The organism is Caulobacter sp. S45 (genome assembly GCF_903642205.1).
Lineage (GTDB): Bacteria > Pseudomonadota > Alphaproteobacteria > Caulobacterales > Caulobacteraceae > CAHJWH01.
The window spans coordinates 1-17,350 of record NZ_CAHJWH010000051.1; the positions used below are offsets into that span (position 1 = coordinate 1).

Annotated in this window: 17 protein-coding genes; 11 read left to right on the forward strand and 6 right to left on the reverse strand. The window is 68.8% G+C overall.

From position 1 onward, the window contains the following. A partial coding sequence (locus tag HUV06_RS07275; RefSeq protein WP_174300609.1) for a type II toxin-antitoxin system RelE/ParE family toxin occupies positions 1-199 on the forward strand: 199 nt, incomplete at its 5' end. Continuing rightward, positions 196-480, forward strand: coding sequence for an addiction module antidote protein (locus HUV06_RS07280; protein ID WP_174300610.1), 285 nt, complete (start codon positions 196-198; stop codon positions 478-480). The genes HUV06_RS07275 and HUV06_RS07280, both read left to right, overlap by 4 nt. A 767-nt stretch (positions 481-1,247) precedes the next feature. On the opposite strand, the gene ispG is transcribed toward HUV06_RS07280, so the two are convergent. The 3 genes from ispG to ptsP all read right to left on the reverse strand — a co-directional run bounded on the left by ispG (position 1,248) and on the right by ptsP (position 5,983). After that, complete coding sequence (gene ispG, locus HUV06_RS07285; protein WP_174300611.1) at positions 1,248-2,420, reverse strand: flavodoxin-dependent (E)-4-hydroxy-3-methylbut-2-enyl-diphosphate synthase; 1,173 nt, start codon at positions 2,418-2,420, stop codon at positions 1,248-1,250. A gap of 173 nt (positions 2,421-2,593) precedes the next feature. Then, the gene (locus HUV06_RS07290) at positions 2,594-3,604 is read right to left on the reverse strand and encodes a RodZ family helix-turn-helix domain-containing protein (protein ID WP_174300612.1); all 1,011 of its coding nucleotides are present in this window, start codon (positions 3,602-3,604) and stop codon (positions 2,594-2,596) included. A gap of 114 nt (positions 3,605-3,718) precedes the next feature. After that, on the reverse strand, positions 3,719-5,983 hold the full coding sequence (ptsP, locus tag HUV06_RS07295; protein WP_174300613.1) for a phosphoenolpyruvate--protein phosphotransferase: 2,265 nt from the start codon (positions 5,981-5,983) through the stop codon (positions 3,719-3,721). Between the two features lie 165 nt (positions 5,984-6,148). Between ptsP and HUV06_RS07300 the strand changes: the two genes are divergently transcribed. Both HUV06_RS07300 and HUV06_RS07305 read left to right on the forward strand, forming a co-directional pair. Beyond that, positions 6,149-7,099, forward strand: a complete 951-nt coding sequence (locus HUV06_RS07300) for an ion channel (RefSeq protein ID WP_217433692.1) — start codon at positions 6,149-6,151, stop codon at positions 7,097-7,099. Between the two features lie 72 nt (positions 7,100-7,171). Then, positions 7,172-7,510, forward strand: a complete 339-nt coding sequence (locus HUV06_RS07305; RefSeq protein ID WP_174300615.1) for a DUF1476 domain-containing protein — start codon at positions 7,172-7,174, stop codon at positions 7,508-7,510. Positions 7,511-7,594: 84 nt separating this feature from the next. Here HUV06_RS07305 and HUV06_RS07310 read toward each other — a convergent pair whose 3' ends face one another. Continuing rightward, positions 7,595-8,092, reverse strand: a complete 498-nt coding sequence (locus HUV06_RS07310; RefSeq protein WP_174300616.1) for an isoprenylcysteine carboxyl methyltransferase family protein — start codon at positions 8,090-8,092, stop codon at positions 7,595-7,597. 2 nt (positions 8,093-8,094) lie between these two features. After that, entirely contained in the window at positions 8,095-9,165 is a 1,071-nt protein-coding gene (locus HUV06_RS07315; protein WP_174300617.1) for a type III polyketide synthase, read from the reverse strand. Positions 9,166-9,263: 98 nt separating this feature from the next. Here HUV06_RS07315 and HUV06_RS07320 point away from each other — a divergent pair, with 98 nt between their 5' ends. Next, positions 9,264-9,485, forward strand: a complete 222-nt coding sequence (locus tag HUV06_RS07320) for a ribbon-helix-helix domain-containing protein (RefSeq protein ID WP_174300618.1) — start codon at positions 9,264-9,266, stop codon at positions 9,483-9,485. Positions 9,486-9,490: 5 nt separating this feature from the next. On the opposite strand, the gene HUV06_RS07325 is transcribed toward HUV06_RS07320, so the two are convergent. After that, a complete protein-coding gene (locus tag HUV06_RS07325; RefSeq protein WP_174300619.1) occupies positions 9,491-9,793 on the reverse strand; it encodes a hypothetical protein in 303 nt (100 codons plus the stop codon). An 86-nt stretch (positions 9,794-9,879) separates the two neighbouring features. Between HUV06_RS07325 and HUV06_RS07330 the strand changes: the two genes are divergently transcribed. From HUV06_RS07330 to HUV06_RS07355, 6 genes are all read left to right on the forward strand, one after another. Continuing rightward, the gene (locus HUV06_RS07330; RefSeq protein ID WP_174300625.1) at positions 9,880-12,261 is read left to right on the forward strand and encodes an ATP-dependent helicase; all 2,382 of its coding nucleotides are present in this window, start codon (positions 9,880-9,882) and stop codon (positions 12,259-12,261) included. Then, the gene (locus HUV06_RS07335; RefSeq protein ID WP_174300620.1) at positions 12,258-13,109 is read left to right on the forward strand and encodes a class I SAM-dependent methyltransferase; all 852 of its coding nucleotides are present in this window, start codon (positions 12,258-12,260) and stop codon (positions 13,107-13,109) included. Before HUV06_RS07330 ends, HUV06_RS07335 begins: the two co-directional genes overlap by 4 nt. 56 nt (positions 13,110-13,165) lie before the next feature. Beyond that, complete coding sequence (gene prfA / locus HUV06_RS07340; RefSeq protein WP_174300621.1) at positions 13,166-14,242, forward strand: peptide chain release factor 1; 1,077 nt, start codon at positions 13,166-13,168, stop codon at positions 14,240-14,242. Positions 14,243-14,530: 288 nt separating this feature from the next. Further along, a complete protein-coding gene (gene msrB / locus HUV06_RS07345; protein WP_254600953.1) occupies positions 14,531-15,001 on the forward strand; it encodes a peptide-methionine (R)-S-oxide reductase MsrB in 471 nt (156 codons plus the stop codon). A gap of 248 nt (positions 15,002-15,249) precedes the next feature. After that, on the forward strand, positions 15,250-16,245 hold the full coding sequence (locus HUV06_RS07350; protein WP_174300623.1) for an aspartate carbamoyltransferase catalytic subunit: 996 nt from the start codon (positions 15,250-15,252) through the stop codon (positions 16,243-16,245). Next, the coding region (locus HUV06_RS07355; RefSeq protein ID WP_174300624.1) for a dihydroorotase at positions 16,242-17,350 on the forward strand (1,109 nt) is incomplete at its 3' end. The genes HUV06_RS07350 and HUV06_RS07355, both read left to right, overlap by 4 nt.

Here is a 17,350-nt window from a genome sequence, read left to right on the forward strand (position 1 = left end):
CAATCTCGGCGATGCGCGCGGCGTCGGAGGGAGCGTCATGGAACTCCGCATTCATATCGGAGCGGGATGGCGCGTGTACTTCATCTGCCGCGGCGAGGAGATCGTCGTTCTGCTTTGCGGCGGCTCAAAGCGGAGCCAGGCTCGCGATATCGCGCGCGCCAAAGGCTTGGCCGCGCATTACATGGAGGATGGTAGGTGAGCGTAGCAGACACACTCGGGTTGGCGCCCTTCGATGCCGCCGATTACCTGACCACGCCCGGACGCGTGGTGGCCTACCTAAACGCCGCTCTTGCGGAGAACGACAGCGCCTTCATGACGGAGGCGCTAGCGACGATCGCAAGGGCGCCCGCGATGGCGGGCATGGCCGACAAGGCCGGCGCAGCCCACAAGCCGCCAACCCCCGACACTCAGCCGGAGTTCGACGCCGTGCTGCAGCTGGTCGCGGCCATGGGGTTGAAACTGCAGGCGGTGGCTGCCTGACGCCTTGGACAAATGCTGCCTTCCAACGGCGCCGCGATCCCGGCTCCTCCCTTTTCCCCTTGCGGAAAAGGGGAGGAGCCCGCGCCTCGCCCCAGGCGTGGGAAAGATGAGGAGTCACGCCGTCAGGACGACTACAATTTGCCCGCGACTCATTTGGCCTGTCGAACAGGGCGCGGAGCCACTAGGCACACCGGAGAGTGCACGTTAGGCTTGCGTGGGTTAACCTCGTGAGAGATCGATGGCCGCTTACAAACTCAGCCCGCAAATGGTATGCCCCCACTGCCAAACAAAGGGCAAAGTACAGGTTCGTCCCACGAAAGTTAAGACGGGTTTAGGAGGCGGCAAGGTCATTGCCGCAGGTCTCACGCTCGGGCTCAGCGCGATAACGCCTGGCATCGGACTATCAAACAAGCAAACCAGAACCGAAGCAAATTGCAAGAATTGCAGTTCTACTTGGGTCTTCTGATGACTTACCGCTTCGTGCTGACACTCTCTCTCGTCGCGACGATCTCGGTGAATCCGGCCGCAATGGCGCATCCACGTCACACCGCGATGGTCAGACACGCAACGCCTATGGAGTTCGAGGTTTGCACGGCGACATTAAACCGAATGATATCTACCTACGGTCGGCGGAACGTGAAACGTATCATGAGCACACCAGACTTGATCATGCTGCGTTTTGAAACGACGGATGGTTCAGTGCTGACGACCTGCTCTCGCTCTGCCCATGAATTGGTAACATTAAAGTCACCATATCGATAGGAGCCCTACTCCGCCGCGATGTGCTCCAGGATCGGGTCGCGCGCTTCAGCGGCGGCCCGCTCCGCCTCCATCTCCGCGGCCTTCTTCTCCACCAGGCCTGCGATGTGGTCGACCATGTTGGCGTTGTCGATCTTGTGGTCGATCTTGCCGGCCAGGTAGACCATGCCGACGCCCTTGCCCGAGCCGCCGCCGGTGAAGCCGATGTCGGTCATCAGGGCCTCGCCCGGGCCGTTGACCACGCAGCCGATGATCGAGAGCGACATGGGGGTGGCGATGTGGGCCAGGCGCGCCTCGAGGGCGGTCACCGTCTCGATGACGTTGAAGCCCTGGCGGGCGCAGGACGGGCAGGCGATGATGTTCACGCCGCGGTGGCGCAGGCCGAGCGACTTCAGGATGTCGAAGCCGACCTTGATCTCCTCCACCGGGTCCGCCGCCAGCGAGATGCGGATGGTGTCGCCGATGCCGGCCCAGAGCAGGTTTCCAAGACCCACCGAGGACTTGATGGTGCCGGTCCGCAAGGGCCCAGCCTCGGTGACGCCCAGGTGCAGGGGGCAGTCGATGGCCTCGGCCAGCTGCTGGTAGGCGGCGACGGTCAGGAAGACGTCGGACGCCTTCACGCTGATCTTGAACTCGTGGAAGTCGAGGTCGCGCAGGATGTCGGCGTGGAACAGGGCCGATTCCACCATCGCCTCGGGGCAAGGCTCGCCGTACTTCTCCAGCAGGTGCGGCTCCAGCGAGCCGGCGTTGACGCCGATCCGCATGGAGCAGCCGTAGTCGCGCGCGGCCTGGACCACGTCGCGTACCCGGTCCTTGGAGCCGATGTTGCCGGGGTTGATGCGCAGGCACGCCGCGCCGTTCTGCGCCGCCTCGATGCCGCGCTTGTAGTGGAAGTGGATGTCGGCCACGAGCGGGACCTTGGCCTCGCGGGCTATGGTCTTGAAGGCCGCGGTGCTCTCAACGTCGGGGCAGGAGACGCGCACGATGTCGGCGCCGGCCTCCTCCAGCTGCCGGATTTGCTCGATCGTGACGGCGGCGTCGGAGGTGACCGTGTTGGTCATGGACTGGACGCTGATGGGCGCATCGCCGCCCACCTCAACCTTGCCGACGCGGATTTTTCGGGAGACGCGGCGGTCGATCATGCGCCAGGGGCGGACGTGGCGGTGGTCTTCGGTGTTCATGGCGGACCCAAGTTACAGCGGGGCGGCGTGAGGCGCCAGCTTGGCCAGAGATAGGGCGAAGCCGAGAGGGACGCTATCGCGGACGGGTGACAGTCTCGGAACGCGCAGTACGCCCCCTCCACCACGCTGCGCGTGGTCCTCCTTCCCTGCGTAGCGGGGGGAGGCGCGGCGCTTCAGCGCCGTGACGGAGGGGGCGTCGCTGCCGGCTGCGACTGGGCCACCGCCTTGTCCAGCGGGGTCTGGGGCTCGCTCAGCGGACCGGCGAGCTTGCCGCCAACATAGAGCAGGAAGGCGTTGGGATCGCTCACATCGGCGGTGAGCCCCCGTCCTAGCGGCGCCCGGTAGGCCTCACCGATCTCCAGCTCGCGAGCGAAGTAGATCTGGCCGGCGGGACCGCGCACGATCAGGGAGGCGGGGAACTTGGCCTGGACCAACACTCCGCCCTCTTTGAGCGAAGCGCCATAGACGGCGGCGCGGGTGGTGAAGGTGGCGGGCGGTGTAGGCTCCGGCTGGGCGGCGGCTGTCGTTGTGGCTGCGGTCACGGCGGCGGGGTCCATGCGGGCGTTCTTGTCGATGCCCGGCACGCCAAGACCCGGCGTGACGTACGGCTTGGGCGTGGTCTGGTCGGCCGGCGGCGGGGTGGGCGCGCTGATGACTACGGGGCCGGGGCGCTGGGCTTCAAGCCAGCTCTGGGCCGCGGGCGCCAGGATGGCGTCGGAATGGGCGTTGGAGATCAGGGTGTGCTGGGCGATGTTCCAGAGCGCCACCGCCACCACCAGCACGGCCACGCCGGCGTAGATTACCCGCTGACGCGGGTTGCCGTCGAGATGGACACCAAGCGGCGCGCGCAAAGCCTGTGTGGCCTCGGGATTCTCGGCCTTGAAGCGGGCGACGGCGGCGTCGCCATCCAGGCCCAGCGCCCGGCCATATGCGCGCACATAGCCGACCGCGAAGGGACGCGACGGGAGAGGAGTGATGTCGTCCCGCTCGAGGGCTTCGAGGTAGAGGCGGCGCACGCGGGTGGCCTCGGCCACCTGGATCAGACTCAGTCCCTTGTGCTCGCGCACCGCGCGCAGGTAGGCGCCGAGCGTGGGCGAGTCGGCCGCCAAGGGGCCGGGACCGCGGCCGATCGGTTCGGCTAGGCGCACGACGTTGGTCACTGAGCCGGTATCCAACGGCGCCATGGCGTCCGGTGTCTCCCCATGCTCCCCCGCCGGTGGCGCGACTCGCGTCCGGTCGGCTCGACTTGTCCGCTTCGACCCGTGACTAACAACAAAGGCGAAGAGGCGACAATGCGCTCACACTGCGACATTTAATTTGCGCGCAAGCGTCTCGATTTCATTACGAACCGAGCCCGCACCTGATTTCAGTGCACCGGTGAGACCCCGCCTCGCCGCCCCGGCGTCCAGCGACAGGACCATGGCCTTCACAGGCCCGATGCCAGCAGGCGGCATGGACAGCCGGGCGAATCCGAGCGCGATGAGCGCGAAGGCCTCCAGCGGTCGGCCGGCCATCTCTCCGCAGACCGAAACGGGGGTGCCGGTGTCGGCGCAGGCGTCGCCAATGGTCTTCAGCGCCCGCAGCGCCGGGGGCGAGAGCAGGTCATAGCGGTCGGCCACCCGCGGGTTCCCGCGGTCGGCGGCGAACAGGTACTGCATCAGGTCGTTGGTGCCGACCGAGATGAAGTCGGTCATGGGCAGCAACGCATCCAGGTGCCAGATCAGGGCCGGCGTCTCAATCATCACTCCTACCCGCACGCGCTCGGGGATGGGACGGCCTCGGCGTTGAGCCCACGCCAGCTCACGGTCCACCAGGCTCCGGGCGGTCCGGAACTCGTCCACCGTCGCGACAAGCGGGAACATGACCTGCAGGTCGCGACCGCGCGAGGCGGCGATCAGGGCGCGGAGCTGCATGCGCAGGAGCGCGGGGCGGTCCAGCCCCATGCGGATGGCGCGCCAGCCGAGAGCCGGGTTGTCTTCGCGCTCGGCCTGCAGGTAGGGCAGCACCTTGTCGCCGCCGAGGTCCAGGGTGCGGAAGGTGACGGGCCGGTCGCCGGCTGCCTCCATCACCCGAGCGTAGAGGGCTGTCTGGGCGTCCAGGCGGGGCAGCTCCTCGGCCACCATGAACTGGAACTCGGTGCGGAACAGGCCGATGCCCTCCGCGCCCGTCATCTCAAGGCTTTCCAGGTCGACCGCCAGGCCGGCGTTCATCAGCAGCGTGATCTTGCCGCCGTCACGGGTGAAGGCGGGGGTGTCGCGCAGGCGGTCGAACTCGGCCCGACGCTGCTCACGAACGGCGGCGCGGGCCTGTACCGCCTCGATGACATCAGGACGGGGGCGCAGGAACGCCTCGCCGATCTCACCGTCCACGATCACCGGGTCGCCCGGCTTGACCCGGTCCCGCAGATTGGGCAGGCGCCCCACGCAGGGGATGCCGAGCGCTCGGGCGACGATGGAGGCGTGGCTGGCGCTGGAGCCCTCCTCCAGCAGCAGGCCGCGTAGCTTGGTGCGGTCGTACTCCAGCAGGTCCGCCGGGCCGAGATTGCGGGCGATCAGCACCGCGTGCTCCGGCAGGGTCCGCGCGCCGGGAGTCTCCCCGGCCAGGATGCGCAGCAGCCGGTCAGCCAAGTCTTCCAAGTCGTGCAGGCGCTCGCGAAGATAGGCGTCACGGGTCTGGCTCATCTGCACGCGTTGTTCGGAACGCACCCGCTCGACCGCCGCCTCGGCGGTGAGGCCGGAGCGCACCGCGTCCTCCAGGCTGCGGTTCCATCCTCTGGAGTGGGCGAACATGCGATAGGCTTCCAGTACCTCATAGCTCTGGCCCACCAGTCCGTGGGAGCCGTCCAGCATGTCGTCGATTTGGCGGCGCAGCCGCTGCAGGCCCTGCTCCAGCCGCCGCGCCTCATGGCTGGCGTCGTCGGCCAGCAGCTTCTCCGGCGCCACCGGCGCCTCGTGCAGCACCGCCACGCCGATCGCCAGGCCGTCGGCGAAGCGCATGCCCCTCAGCCGCTCGGGTCGGTGGGGCTGAAGTTCGACGCCCTTGAACTCGGCCTGACCGATAACTTCGCCGGTGGCGACCATCTCGGCCAGCACCATGGCGATGGTCTGCAGATCCTCGACCTCGTCCTCGTCATAGGTGCGCTCGGTGCGGTTCTGCACCACCAGCACACCGATAGCCCGCCCGCCCCGCAGAAGAGGCACGCCCAGGAAGGCGTGGTAGGGGTCCTCGCCTGTCTCCGGATGGTATGAGAAGTGCGGGTTGGCCGGCGCGTCCGACAGGTTGATGGGCCGGCCCTGGCGCATGATCTCGCCGACCAGGCCCTCTCCCGGCTTCATGCGGGTGACGTGCACGGCCTCGCGCTTCAGGCCTTCGGTGGCGAACAGCTCCATGTCGCCGGCCGCCCGGCGCAGGTAGAGCGAGCAGACCTCGGCCACCATGGAGCCGGCGATGACCCGCACCACCTTGTCCAAGCGATCCTGGGCCGGGCCGCCGCCAGCCAGAGCCTCGCGGATCTGGCGCAGGAGACTGCGCGGACCGCGGACCGCCACCCCCCTTTCCACCATCACCACCCTCCGGACTTCGTCTCGGAGGGGTTCTTAGAGGGCTTTGCGCTGGAGATGAACCTTTGCGGCGAGTTCGGCCCGCAATCGGCGGATGCAGCGCGCGGTGGCGCAACAGAGCCGGTTCGGCTTCCAGGCCGCCGCCTCCATAGGCTAAGGAGCTTGGCTGTGAACGACGGGCCCCAGATCAACCGCACGCTCGGCGTGGTCGAGAACGGCGCCTCGCGCGCCGAGGACCCCTACCCGCGCTTCGTGGCGCGCAACGGCCAACCCTCGATCCGCCGGGTGGGCCTGCAGCGACAGCGCTTCGGTGATGGCTACCACTGGCTGATGACGCTCAGCTGGGCCCGCTTCCTGCTGCTGTGGATGGGCGTGTACCTCGGCGTCATCGCCTTCTTCGCCGTGCTGTTCTGGCTGCAGCCCGGCGGCGTGGCCCAGGCGCGGCCCGGCGTGCTCGTCGACAACTTCTTCTTTAGCGTCCAGACGCTCGGCACGATCGGCTACGGCGACATGTGGCCGAAGACCGTCTACGCCAACGTGCTGGTGACGGTGGAGGCTTTCGCCAGCCTGGCGCTGACGGCGGTGGGAACAGGGCTGATCTTCTCGCGCGTCTCGCGGCCCACGGCGCGGGTGATGTTCAGCCGCTGCGCCGTGGTGACGCCGCGCAACGGCCAGCTGAACCTGATGTTCAGGGCCGGCAACATCCGCAACAACCAGATCCTGGAAGCGGACGTAAGCGTCACCCTGGCCCGGCGCGGGTTCAGCCGCGAGGGCGTGGAGTACCGGGGCTTCGTCGATCTCAAGACCGTGCGCGCGCACTCCCCCCTGTTCGGCCTGACCTGGACCATCATGCACGTCATTGACGAGGAGAGCCCGCTCCATGGCGCCACGCGAGAGTCGCTGGAGGAGACCATAGCGGAGATCGTCATCGTGCTGTCTGGGGTGGACGACACCTTCGCCCAACGCATCCACGCGCGGCACTCCTATCTCCCGCACGAGATCGTCTGGGGCCGGCGCCTGGCCGACATCATCCTTAAGGATGAAAACGGCGTCCGCTACGTCGACTACGGCCGCTTTCACGACCTGATAGAAGACGTGGTTGTCGACGCGCCCGCATGACTTACGGCCGCCGTTGATCCTCCCGGGCGCTCCGGCGTTCACTCCTCCATTCGAGTACAGACAGAGCTGACGATGACCACCTTCGACGACCGGGAACACGCCTTCGAAGCCCACTTCGCCTTCGAGGAGGAGCTGGAGTTCAAGGTCAGGGCGCGTCGCGACCGGCTGGTGGGTCTGTGGGCCGGCGGGTTGATGGGGTTGAAGGACGCTGAGCTGGAGGCTTACGTCGCCAGCCTCGTGCACGCGGACCTGAGCACGCCTGGGACCGAGGAGGTCTACCAGAAGGTCGTGGCGGACTTCGGCCGCCACAGCGTGGCGATCCGCCCGCAGGAGGTGCGCGCCCGCATCGCCGAGCTGACGGTCGAGGCGCGCGACCACATGGGAGTGGATGCAGGCGCGGATCAACTCTAGCGGCAAGCGCCGTTCCTCAGAGGTCAACCTCATCCTGAGGCGAGTGCCAAAGGCGAGCTATGTCGCCAAACTGGGCGAGCGGCTCTAAGTTCGCACCGCGGCGCTCAGCGCCTGGTTCTCCACCCGGATGCGCCAGGCGAGCAGGGCCAGGTTCGCCACGCCGAAGGCCAGGGCCACGCCCCGGAGGCCGAACGCCAGCGGCAGCACGAAGATCTCCAGCGCCACCACCACATAGTTCGGATGGCTGACGAAGCGGTAGGGACCGCGCCGGACTAGGGTCTCGCCGGGCACGACGAACACCCGGGTGGTCCATCGCCGCCCGAGCGTCGCCAGCACCCAGGCCCGGCCGAACTGAAGCATCACGTAAGCGGCCACCCAGCCCCAGATCAACTGGCGGTCCCAGCCGAAAACCCAGAGCGCCGCCAGCCAGCCGCCGTGCAGGGCCACCATAACCGGGTAATGCGCGCCGCCCGCCTCCACCGCGCCGGCCGCGCGCAGGCGCGCCTCGTTGCCGCGGTTCCAGGCGAGTTCGGCCAGCCGCTGCAGGGTGACGAACACCAGCAGCAGGAGCGCAGGGACCATGCTCACGCGCCCACGGCCCCGAGCGAGACGAACTGGGCGGTGAACCCCGGCCCCATGGCGCTGACCACCAGCCGGCCGCTGCCATCCGCACTGGCGGAGCCGCCGTTCAGCACCCGGTCCAGGACAAACAGAGCGGTGGGCGCGCTCATGTTGCCGTACTCGGCCAGCACCTGGCGCTCCACGTCGAGCGAGCCCGCCGCCAGGCCCAGCGCCGCCTCGATGGCCGGCACCACCTTGGCGCCCCCGGGATGGCAGACGTAGCGGCTGACCTCGGCGGCCGTCAGCCCGGCGCGGTCCAGGAAGGCCTGCGCGGCCTGCGGCATCTCCCGCTCCACGAAGGCCGGCACCGCGGGCGAAAGGATCACGCCGAACCCCACCGGGTCGATGCGCCAGCCCATCACGTCCAGGCTGTCCGGCCACAGGTGCTCGCCGCTGCACTCGATGGCGCGGCCTGCCGCGTCCGGCGCGGCCGAGACCACCGCCGCCGCCGCGCCGTCGCCGAACAGGGCCGAGGAGATGATGTTCTCCTTGGTCGCCGCGTCCGGGCGGACGGCGAGGGAGCTGAGCTCCACGATCACCAGCAGGACCGGCAGCTCAGGGTCGGTCCGCGCTAGCCGCTCGGCCAGGCCCAGGCCTGCGACCCCGCCGCCGCAGCCGAGTCCGAACACCGGCGTGCGCCTTACCCCGGCCCGGAAGCCCATCCGCCCGGCCGCCCGCGCCTCCAGGCTGGGCGTGGCGATGCCGGAGGAGGAGACGGTCACCAGCTGGCCTATGTCGGAGGCCTGCAGCCCCGCGGCCGCCAAGGCTTTGTTGGCCACCTCGACATAGAGGTCCTGGGCGTTCTCCAGATAGACCGCGTTGCGCTCGGGCCAGCCGTGCGGCTCACCGTACCAGGCGAGAGGCCGGACGGCCTTGCGGGTGCGGATGCCGGTGTTCTCGAAGATCGACAGCAGGTCGGGGGTGCGGAAAACCTTGCCCCTGAACACCTCCGCGGCCATGGCGGCGGCCTCGTCCTGGTCGAGCACGTAGGACGGCGTCGCGGTGGCGAGCGCGAGGAGCCTTGGCGTCGTCATCGGACCTCCCGCACGTCGGCCGCACTGCAAACCGGCTGGACGCGCGCAGCCTTAGGACTACATCGACCATCCGCCGTCCTGGAAGCCCAAAGCGAGCCATGCCGAGTCTCCAGAAGAAGTCCGTGACCCTCAGCGGCCACGAGACCTCCGTGGCGCTGGAGCCAGAGTTCTGGGCCGCACTGCAAACCATGGCGGGGGAGCAACAATTGGGTGTAGCCCAACTGGTCCGCACCGTGGACGAGGCCCGGCAAGACCGGCCGCTTGCATCCGCCTGCCGGGTGGCGGCGTTGGAGTGGGCCCTGGCGTCCGGCCGTTCCTGAAGCCGCTACTGGACGCCGTTGCCCGAACCCGTTCCTTTCGGATTGCCTTCCTCGTTGCCGGTCGGCGACGCTTCCATGGCGTCGTTGGTGTTGGCGCGCGGCGCCATCCCATTGGGCAGGTTGGGCTGCTGGGGCATGACGGCGTTGGAAGGCGCCGCCATCGGCGCGCGCATGCCGCTGGGCGTCTCGTGATGGCCATGGCGCTTTACGAAGGCCACGATGACGATGCCGACCAGGATGATGACGACGATCACCGCGAGGGGGGAGATCTTGTTGGAGACCCTCGGATTGGGCTGCGGATCGGTCATCAGGCTCCTCGGATTCAGTGTGCGACGGGAACGGACGGTCACACCCGAGGTTCCTCCGCCCTTAAGTCGGCGCCCCAGCGTGCTACATCTGTTCCGGTAACCAGGAATCGCTCGTGTCCGCCCCTTTACCCGCGCCGCGCATCTCCGACCTCGCAAGGGTCGACCCACCCGTCTCCGACTACCTCGCGGGCCTGAACCCCGAGCAGCGTGCGGCGGTGGAGGCGACGGAGGGGCCGGTGCTGGTGCTGGCCGGCGCAGGCACCGGCAAGACACGGGTGCTGACCACGCGGCTCGCCCACATCCTGAACACCAATCGAGCCCGGCCGTGGGAGCTCTTGGTCGTCACCTTCACCAACAAGGCGGCGCGCGAGATGCGCGAGCGCATCGGCCACCTGATCGGCGGCCAGGCCGAGGGGCTGCGCTGGCTCGGTACCTTCCACTCGGTCGCCGCGCAGATTCTGCGCCGCCACGCCGAGCTGGTCGGGCTGAAGTCCAGCTTCACCATCCTGGACGACGACGACCAGCAGCGCGTGCTGAAGCAGCTGATCGAGGCGGCGAACCTCGACCTCAAGCGCTGGACGCCGCGCCACCTCTCCGGCCTGATCGACGGCTGGAAGAACAAGGGCCTGACGCCGGAGAAGACGCCCTCGGCCGAGGGCGAGGCCTTCGCCAACGGCAAGGGTGTGATGCTTTACAAGCAGTACCAGGACCGCCTGCGCACCCTGAACGCCTGCGACTTCGGCGACCTGCTGCTGCACAACCTGACCATCTTCACCGGCCACCCGGATGTGCTGCAGTCCTTCCAGGAGCGGTTCCGCTACCTCCTGGTGGACGAGTACCAGGACACCAACGTCGCCCAGTACCTGTGGCTGCGCCTGCTGGCCCAGGGGCGGCGCAACGTCTGCTGCGTGGGCGACGACGACCAGTCCATCTATGGCTGGCGGGGCGCGGAGGTGGACAACATCCTGCGCTTCGAGCGCGACTTCCCCGGCGCCCAAGTGGTGCGGCTGGAGCGCAACTACCGCTCCACCTTGCACATCCTGAAGGCGGCCTCAGGGCTCATCGCCACCAACAAGGGCCGGCTCGGCAAGACCCTGTGGACGGAAGCCGAGGGCGGCGACAAGGTCCGGGTCTCGGGCGTGTGGGACGGCGAGGCCGAGGCCCGCATGATCGGCGACGAGATCGAGCGCTGGAAGAAGGCGGGGGGCCGCTACCGCGACGCCGCCGTGCTGGTTAGGGCCTCCTTCCAGATGCGCAGCTTCGAGGAGCGCTTCGTGCTGCTGCAGATCCCCTACACGGTGGTCGGCGGTCCGCGCTTCTTCGAGCGGGCGGAGATCCGCGACGCCCACGCCTACCTGCGCCTGATCAACTCGGAGGACGACGACCTCGCCTTCGAGCGCATCGTCAACCAGCCCAAGCGCGGCGTCGGCGAGACCAGCGTCCAGAAGCTGGTCGCCGTCGCCCGCAAGCACGAGCTGTCCGCCTCCCTGGCCGCGCGTGGCGTCATTCAGACCGACGAGCTGCCCGCCCGCACCCGCACGGCGCTCGCCAACTTCATCCGTGACGTGGACCGCTGGCGCACCCTGGCCCAGACCATCCGCCACCCGGAGCTGATGGAGACGGTGCTGGAGGAGAGCGGCTACACCGACATGGTCCGCGCCGACCGCTCGCCGCAGAGCCAGGGCCGGCTCGACAACCTTAAGGAGCTGGTCCAGTCCATGGCCCAGTTCGACACCCTGACCGCCTATCTGGAGCACGTCAGCCTGGTCATGGACCTGGACCGGGGCGCGGGCTCCGACAGCGTGCAGATCATGACGCTGCACTCCGCCAAGGGGCTGGAATTTCCGCTGGTGTTCCTGCCCGGCTGGGAGGAAGGCGTCTTCCCCTCCCAGCGCTCCATGGATGAGAAGGGGGAGAAGGGGCTGGAGGAGGAGCGGCGGCTGGCCTACGTCGGGGTCACCCGCGCCCGGGAGCAGGCCCGCATCTCCTTCGCCGCCAACCGCCAGGTCTACGGCCGCTGGACCAGCCAGCTCCCCTCCCGGTTCGTGGACGAGCTGCCCCCGGCGAGCGTGGAAGCCACCAGCGAGACCGGCTACTACGGCGGCGGCCCCGGCATGATGGAGGCCAAGAGCCGCTTCGACGACGCCCCGGCCTTCGTCTCCAGCTACACCTCGCCAGGCTGGAAGCGGGCGCAGGAACGCAGCGGCTTCACCCCCTCCAACCCGCCGTCCGACCGCTTCGGCATGTCCCGCGCTCGAGGCCGTAGCGCCGCGATCGAAGGCGAAGGCCGCTTGGTCGCCACCTCGGATCCCTCGGCCGCGGGAAGTAGCTACAAGAGCGGAGACAAGGTGTTCCACCAGAAGTTTGGTCCCGGCCATGTGGTCGGCGTCGAGGGCAACAAGCTCACCGTCGAGTTCAGCAAGGCCGGCGAGAAGAAGGTGCTCGACAGCTTTGTGGACCGCGCGTGAGCGGACGTCCCGACTGGCTCCGCACCCTCGTCCGAGCCGCCTACCACGCCCCTCCCGCCGGCTTCTGGCGCAGCGTTGACGGATTGAGGCGCGACCTAGCCAGCCTGCCCGCACGCCTTCGCGACCCCTCGCGCCGCGCCGATCCGTGGGAAACGATCCATCATGTCGGTGGCGACTATCGCGTCACCGGGCGCGAGAGCCTGCGCTTCATCCAGACGTATGGCGAGCTGCGGCCAGACGACCGGGTGCTGGACATCGGCTGCGGCAATGGGCGGGTGACCTGGCCGCTGGCGGAGGCGCTCGGTTCGAACGGACGCTACATCGGCTTCGACGTCTCGGCTGGCGCCATTCGCTATTGTCTGCGGCGGATCGGGCCGGTGCGTCCCGATTTCACGTTCCACCACCTCGACATCCGCAACGGCATCTACAATCCAAGGGGTCGGATCGGGGAGAGCGAGACGCGCTTTCCCTGCGCGGACGGGTCCATCACCCTGGCCTTCGCCACTTCCGTCTTTACCCACCTGCCCTGGCCCACGGTGGTGCACTACCTGGCGGAGGTGCGCCGCGTGCTGGCGCCCGGCGGCCGTGCCCTGATCACCGCCTTCGTACTTACGCCGGAGGTGCGCGTCTGGGCCTCGCAGGGCCTCACCAAGGTGCCCCTGAAACCCTACGGCGACGCCATGACCAGCGACCCGCACTGGCCGGAAAACGCCATGGCCTATGACGAAGCCAGGTTCCAAAGCGCCATCGCCGGCGCCGGGCTGACGCTCGAGGCCGTGCTGGCGGGGCTGTGGCGTCCGGAGCCGACGTATCCCGGCGGCCAGGACCTGCTGGTGCTTCGCGGCTAGCCATCCCGGCGCCACCGCTTTACCTCTCCTCGTCCCGGCTCCATACCCCCGCCGCCATGCACCTGCCCCAGGCCAAGCTGAACGCCGTGCTAGACCGGTTCCACGAAGTGGAGGCGCGCATGTCGGCAGCTTCCGACGGGCCAGAGATCGTGCGGCTGGGGAAGGAGCACGCCGAGCTGCGGCCGGTCGCCGATGCCGTCGCCGGTGTGGCCCGCGCCCGCACCGAGCGGGTGGAACTGGAGGAGATGGCCGCCTCAGGCGACGCCGAGATGAGCGAGCTCGCCCGCGCCGAACTGTTGGTGCTCAATGACCGCTTGCCGGCTCTGGAACGCGAGGTGGCCCTGCTGCTGGCTCCGAAGGACCGCGACGAGAACGCCTCAGCCATCTTGGAGGTGCGCGCCGGCACCGGCGGCGACGAGGCGGCGCTGTTCGCTGGCGATCTGTTCCGCATGTACCAGCGCTATGCGGCGCTGCACGGCTGGAAGCTTGAGGTGGACGACATGTCGGAGGGTGAGATGGGCGGTTTCAAGGAGATCGTCGCCTCCATCTCGGGCGATGGCGTGTTCGGCCGCATGAAGTTCGAGAGCGGCGTCCACCGGGTCCAGCGCGTGCCCGCCACTGAGGCCCAGGGTCGCATCCATACCTCCGCCGCCACCGTGGCCGTGCTGCCCGAGCCCGAAGACGTGGAGATCGAGGTGAACGACGCCGACATCCGCATCGACACCTATCGATCCTCGGGCGCCGGCGGCCAGCACGTGAACAAGACCGACTCCGCCGTACGCATTACCCATCTGCCGACCGGGATCGTGGTTACTTCCTCGGAAAAGTCCCAGCACCAGAACCGCGCCAAGGCCATGAAGACCCTGAAGGCGCGCCTCTACGACGCCCAGCGCGGCCAGCTCGATGCCGACCGCGCCGCCGCCCGCAAGGAGCAGGTGGGCTCCGGCGACCGCTCCGAGCGCATCCGCACCTACAACTTCCCACAAGGCCGGGTGACCGACCACCGCATCAACCTGACCCTTTACAACCTGCCCAAGGTGATCGAAGGCGAGGCGCTGGACGAGGTGATCGAGGCCCTGATCGCCGAGGACCAGGCCGCCCGGCTGGCGACGCTGGAGGACGAGTTCGGCTGACCTGTCGCCGCGGGGAGAGATGTATCGTGAGGCCACACCACTCAAGACCGACCGCGTCCGAGGAACTCCGCTGCACCCGGCGCTCAGTTCAGGCCGGGCCGCCTGACGACAGCTTTCTTGGTGTCGCGGGTGATCTGCAGGTTGCCGCGAGGACCGGGCCTCGCCGGCTATCTGATCCCCGCCATCTTCCTTCGACCCGCTGCAAATGTCAGAAGCTGGCCATCTTTCGTCTGCGTGTCTGCGTATCTACATGCGTTGTTTGAGGTTTAGGCGATGATGGATCGAAGGTTGCTTCTGTTTGGCTGTGCAGCCGGCGCGGTGGGCGGAACATGGGTGCTGTCGCGTATTCCCGCCGGTGCGGCGCCGGGGACATACCCCGTACAGCTCACGCCCGCCCAGTGGCGCGCCCGGCTTTCGCCGGCCGCCTTCGCCGTGCTGCGCGAGGACCAGACCGAAGCGCCGGGCGCCAGCCCGCTGCTCAACGAGCATCGGCGCGGTCGCTTCACCTGCGCCGGCTGCGACCAGGCGCTCTACAGCTCGACGACCAAGTTCGACAGCGGTACGGGCTGGCCGAGCTTCTACGCTCCCCTGCCCCGCGCCATCGCCACACGGCAGGACGTCTCCATGATCATCCCCCGCACCGAGGTCCACTGCAGCCACTGCGGCGGCCATCTCGGCCACGTCTTCGACGATGGTCCGAAACCAACAGGCCTGCGTTACTGCATGAACGGGGTCGCCATGAAGTTCCAGCCAGCCTGACAAGGCTCCGCAGGCCGAGACGCCAGCGTCCCAGCGCCGGGTCTGCGCTACTGTTCTGCTGGCTCCCTAATGGAACAGGGCGACGAGCCGCCCGTGTTCATGGCGCGGCGGCGAGTGTACCTGGGCTGTCATGTGGCTTGTCGCGCCGGGAGATGTCGAGGTGGTGGGGCGGCTAGCCTCGGTCAAAGCTTCGAAGCCACCGCCGCTTGGCTTGAGAGCGCAGACGAAGCCGCCTAGAACCGACCTTGATGCCCACACTCCAACCGGCTCCGATCGGCGACGTCGAAGCCGCCATCCGGGCGCGCCTGTTCGCGCTGCCGCAGCCGCATTTCCTGGCCGCCGACGCGCTCGACCGCCCCACCGCCGACGCCCTGCTCGATCTCGCCGACGCCTTCGTGGCGTTGAGCCGCCAGCATGACAAGAAGCTCGGCCTGCTCCGGGGCCTGACCCTGGTCAACCTGTTCTTCGAGGCCTCCACCCGCACCCAATCCTCCTTCGAGCTGGCCGCCAAGCGGCTGGGCGCCGACACGGTGAACATGGCGCCGCGCACCTCCTCGGTGACCAAGGGCGAGACCCTGATCGACACCGCGGTGACGCTCAACGCCATGAAGCCGGACCTGCTGGTGGTGCGCCATTCCGCCTCCGGCGCCGCGGCGCTGCTGGCCCAGAAGGTGAGCTGCAGCGTGGTGAACGCGGGCGACGGCTGGCACGGCCACCCCACCCAGGCCCTGCTCGACGCGCTCACCATCCGCCGCGCCTTCGGCCAGGTGGGCGGCTTGTCGGTGGCCATCTGCGGCGACGTGCTGCACAGCCGGGTCGCCCGCTCCAACGTAGCCCTGCTGCAGCTGCTGGGCGCGGAGGTGCGGCTGGTCGGGCCGCCCACCCTGATGCCGTCCGGAGCAGAGGCCTGGGGCCCCGCCATCCACCACGACCTGCGGGAGGGAATTCGGGGCGCCGACGTGGTGATGATGCTGCGCCTGCAGCTTGAGAGGATGGACGGCGCCTTCGTCCCCTCCACCCGCGAATACTTCCGCTACTACGGCCTGGACGCCGAGAAGCTGGCCCTTGCCTCGCCTCGGGTTCGTGTCATGCACCCAGGGCCGATGAACCGGGGCGTCGAGATCGACTCCGGGGTGGCCGACGACCCCGCCGTCAGCCTGATCCAGACCCAGGTGGAGATGGGCGTGGCCGCGCGCATGGCGGTCCTGGCCACCCTCGCCGCCCGGCTGGAGCCCCGGTCATGAGCGGCCCGCCCCGTCCCGTGGCCCTGGTCAACGCCCGCCTGCTCGACCCGGCGACGGGCTATGACGGCCCGGGCTGCCTGGTGGTGGCCGAGGGCGTGCTCGCCGACGTCCAGCGCACCCCGAAGCTCGACGCCTCCTCGCCCGACCTGCTCGTGCACGACTGCGGCGGCTTGGCGCTCGCCCCCGGGCTGATCGACATCCGGGTCAAGACCGGCGAGCCGGGCTCCGAGCCGAAGGAGACGCTGAAGTCCGCAAGCCGCGCCGCCGCCGCCGGGGGCGTCACCACGATGGTGGTCCAGCCCGACACGGACCCCGCTATCGACGAGCCTTCGGTGGTCGACTTCATCCTGCGCCGCGCCCGCGACATCGAGCTGGTCCACGTCCACCCCGCCGGCGCCGCCACCCGCGCCCTGGACGGCCGCCGCATGGCCGAGCTCGGCCTGATGGCGGAGGCTGGCGCGCTCTACTTCACCGACGCCGACCGCCCTATCGTCGACTCCAAGGTGTTCAGGCGGGTTCTGGCCTACGCCAAAGGGTTCGGCCGCCCGGTGGCGCACCGCCCCACCGAGCCGCATCTCACCGCGGGCGCCGTGGCCACCGAAGGCGCGCTTGCCTCCTGGCTGGGCCTGCCCGCGGCGCCTGCCCTGGCTGAGCGGGTGATGCTGGAGCGCGACCTGGCGCTCGCCGAGCTGACCGGCGCCCACCTGATCGTGGACCAGATCACCACCGCGGACGCGCTGGAGACCCTGGCCCGTGCCAAGGCGCGCGGCGTGCAGGTCACCGCCACCGCCTCGATCAACCACCTCTGCTTCAACGAGGTGGACATAGGCGACTATCGCACCTTCTTCCGCCTGGACCCGCCACTGCGCCAGGAGGCCGACCGGCAAGCCCTGGTGGACGCCGTCGGTTCCGGCCTGGTCCAGGTCGTGACCTCCGCCCACACCCCGGCGCCCGCCGAGGACAAGCGCCTGCCCTTCAGCGAAGCCGCACCGGGCGCTGTGGGGCTGGAGACGCTGTTGCCCGCGCTCCTGTCGCTGCACCACGAGGGTGGCATCGGGCTACTCGAGTTGCTGGGGGCCGTCACCGCCGGACCCGCCGCCCTGGT

What these genes read in the sequence shown, in the direction of transcription:
- ispG (WP_174300611.1), bottom strand. Translation starts at nt 2,420, where the DNA reads ATGAACACCGAAGACCACCGCCACGTCCGCCCCTGGCGCATGATCGAC.
- HUV06_RS07290 (WP_174300612.1), bottom strand. Translation starts at nt 3,604, where the DNA reads ATGGCGCCGTTGGATACCGGCTCAGTGACCAACGTCGTGCGCCTAGCC.
- ptsP (WP_174300613.1), bottom strand. Translation starts at nt 5,983, where the DNA reads ATGGTGGAAAGGGGGGTGGCGGTCCGCGGTCCGCGCAGTCTCCTGCGC.
- HUV06_RS07305 (WP_174300615.1), top strand. Translation starts at nt 7,172, where the DNA reads ATGACCACCTTCGACGACCGGGAACACGCCTTCGAAGCCCACTTCGCC.
- HUV06_RS07310 (WP_174300616.1), bottom strand. Translation starts at nt 8,092, where the DNA reads ATGGTCCCTGCGCTCCTGCTGCTGGTGTTCGTCACCCTGCAGCGGCTG.
- HUV06_RS07315 (WP_174300617.1), bottom strand. Translation starts at nt 9,165, where the DNA reads ATGACGACGCCAAGGCTCCTCGCGCTCGCCACCGCGACGCCGTCCTAC.
- HUV06_RS07320 (WP_174300618.1), top strand. Translation starts at nt 9,264, where the DNA reads ATGCCGAGTCTCCAGAAGAAGTCCGTGACCCTCAGCGGCCACGAGACC.
- HUV06_RS07325 (WP_174300619.1), bottom strand. Translation starts at nt 9,793, where the DNA reads ATGACCGATCCGCAGCCCAATCCGAGGGTCTCCAACAAGATCTCCCCC.
- prfA (WP_174300621.1), top strand. Translation starts at nt 13,166, where the DNA reads ATGCACCTGCCCCAGGCCAAGCTGAACGCCGTGCTAGACCGGTTCCAC.
- HUV06_RS07350 (WP_174300623.1), top strand. Translation starts at nt 15,250, where the DNA reads ATGCCCACACTCCAACCGGCTCCGATCGGCGACGTCGAAGCCGCCATC.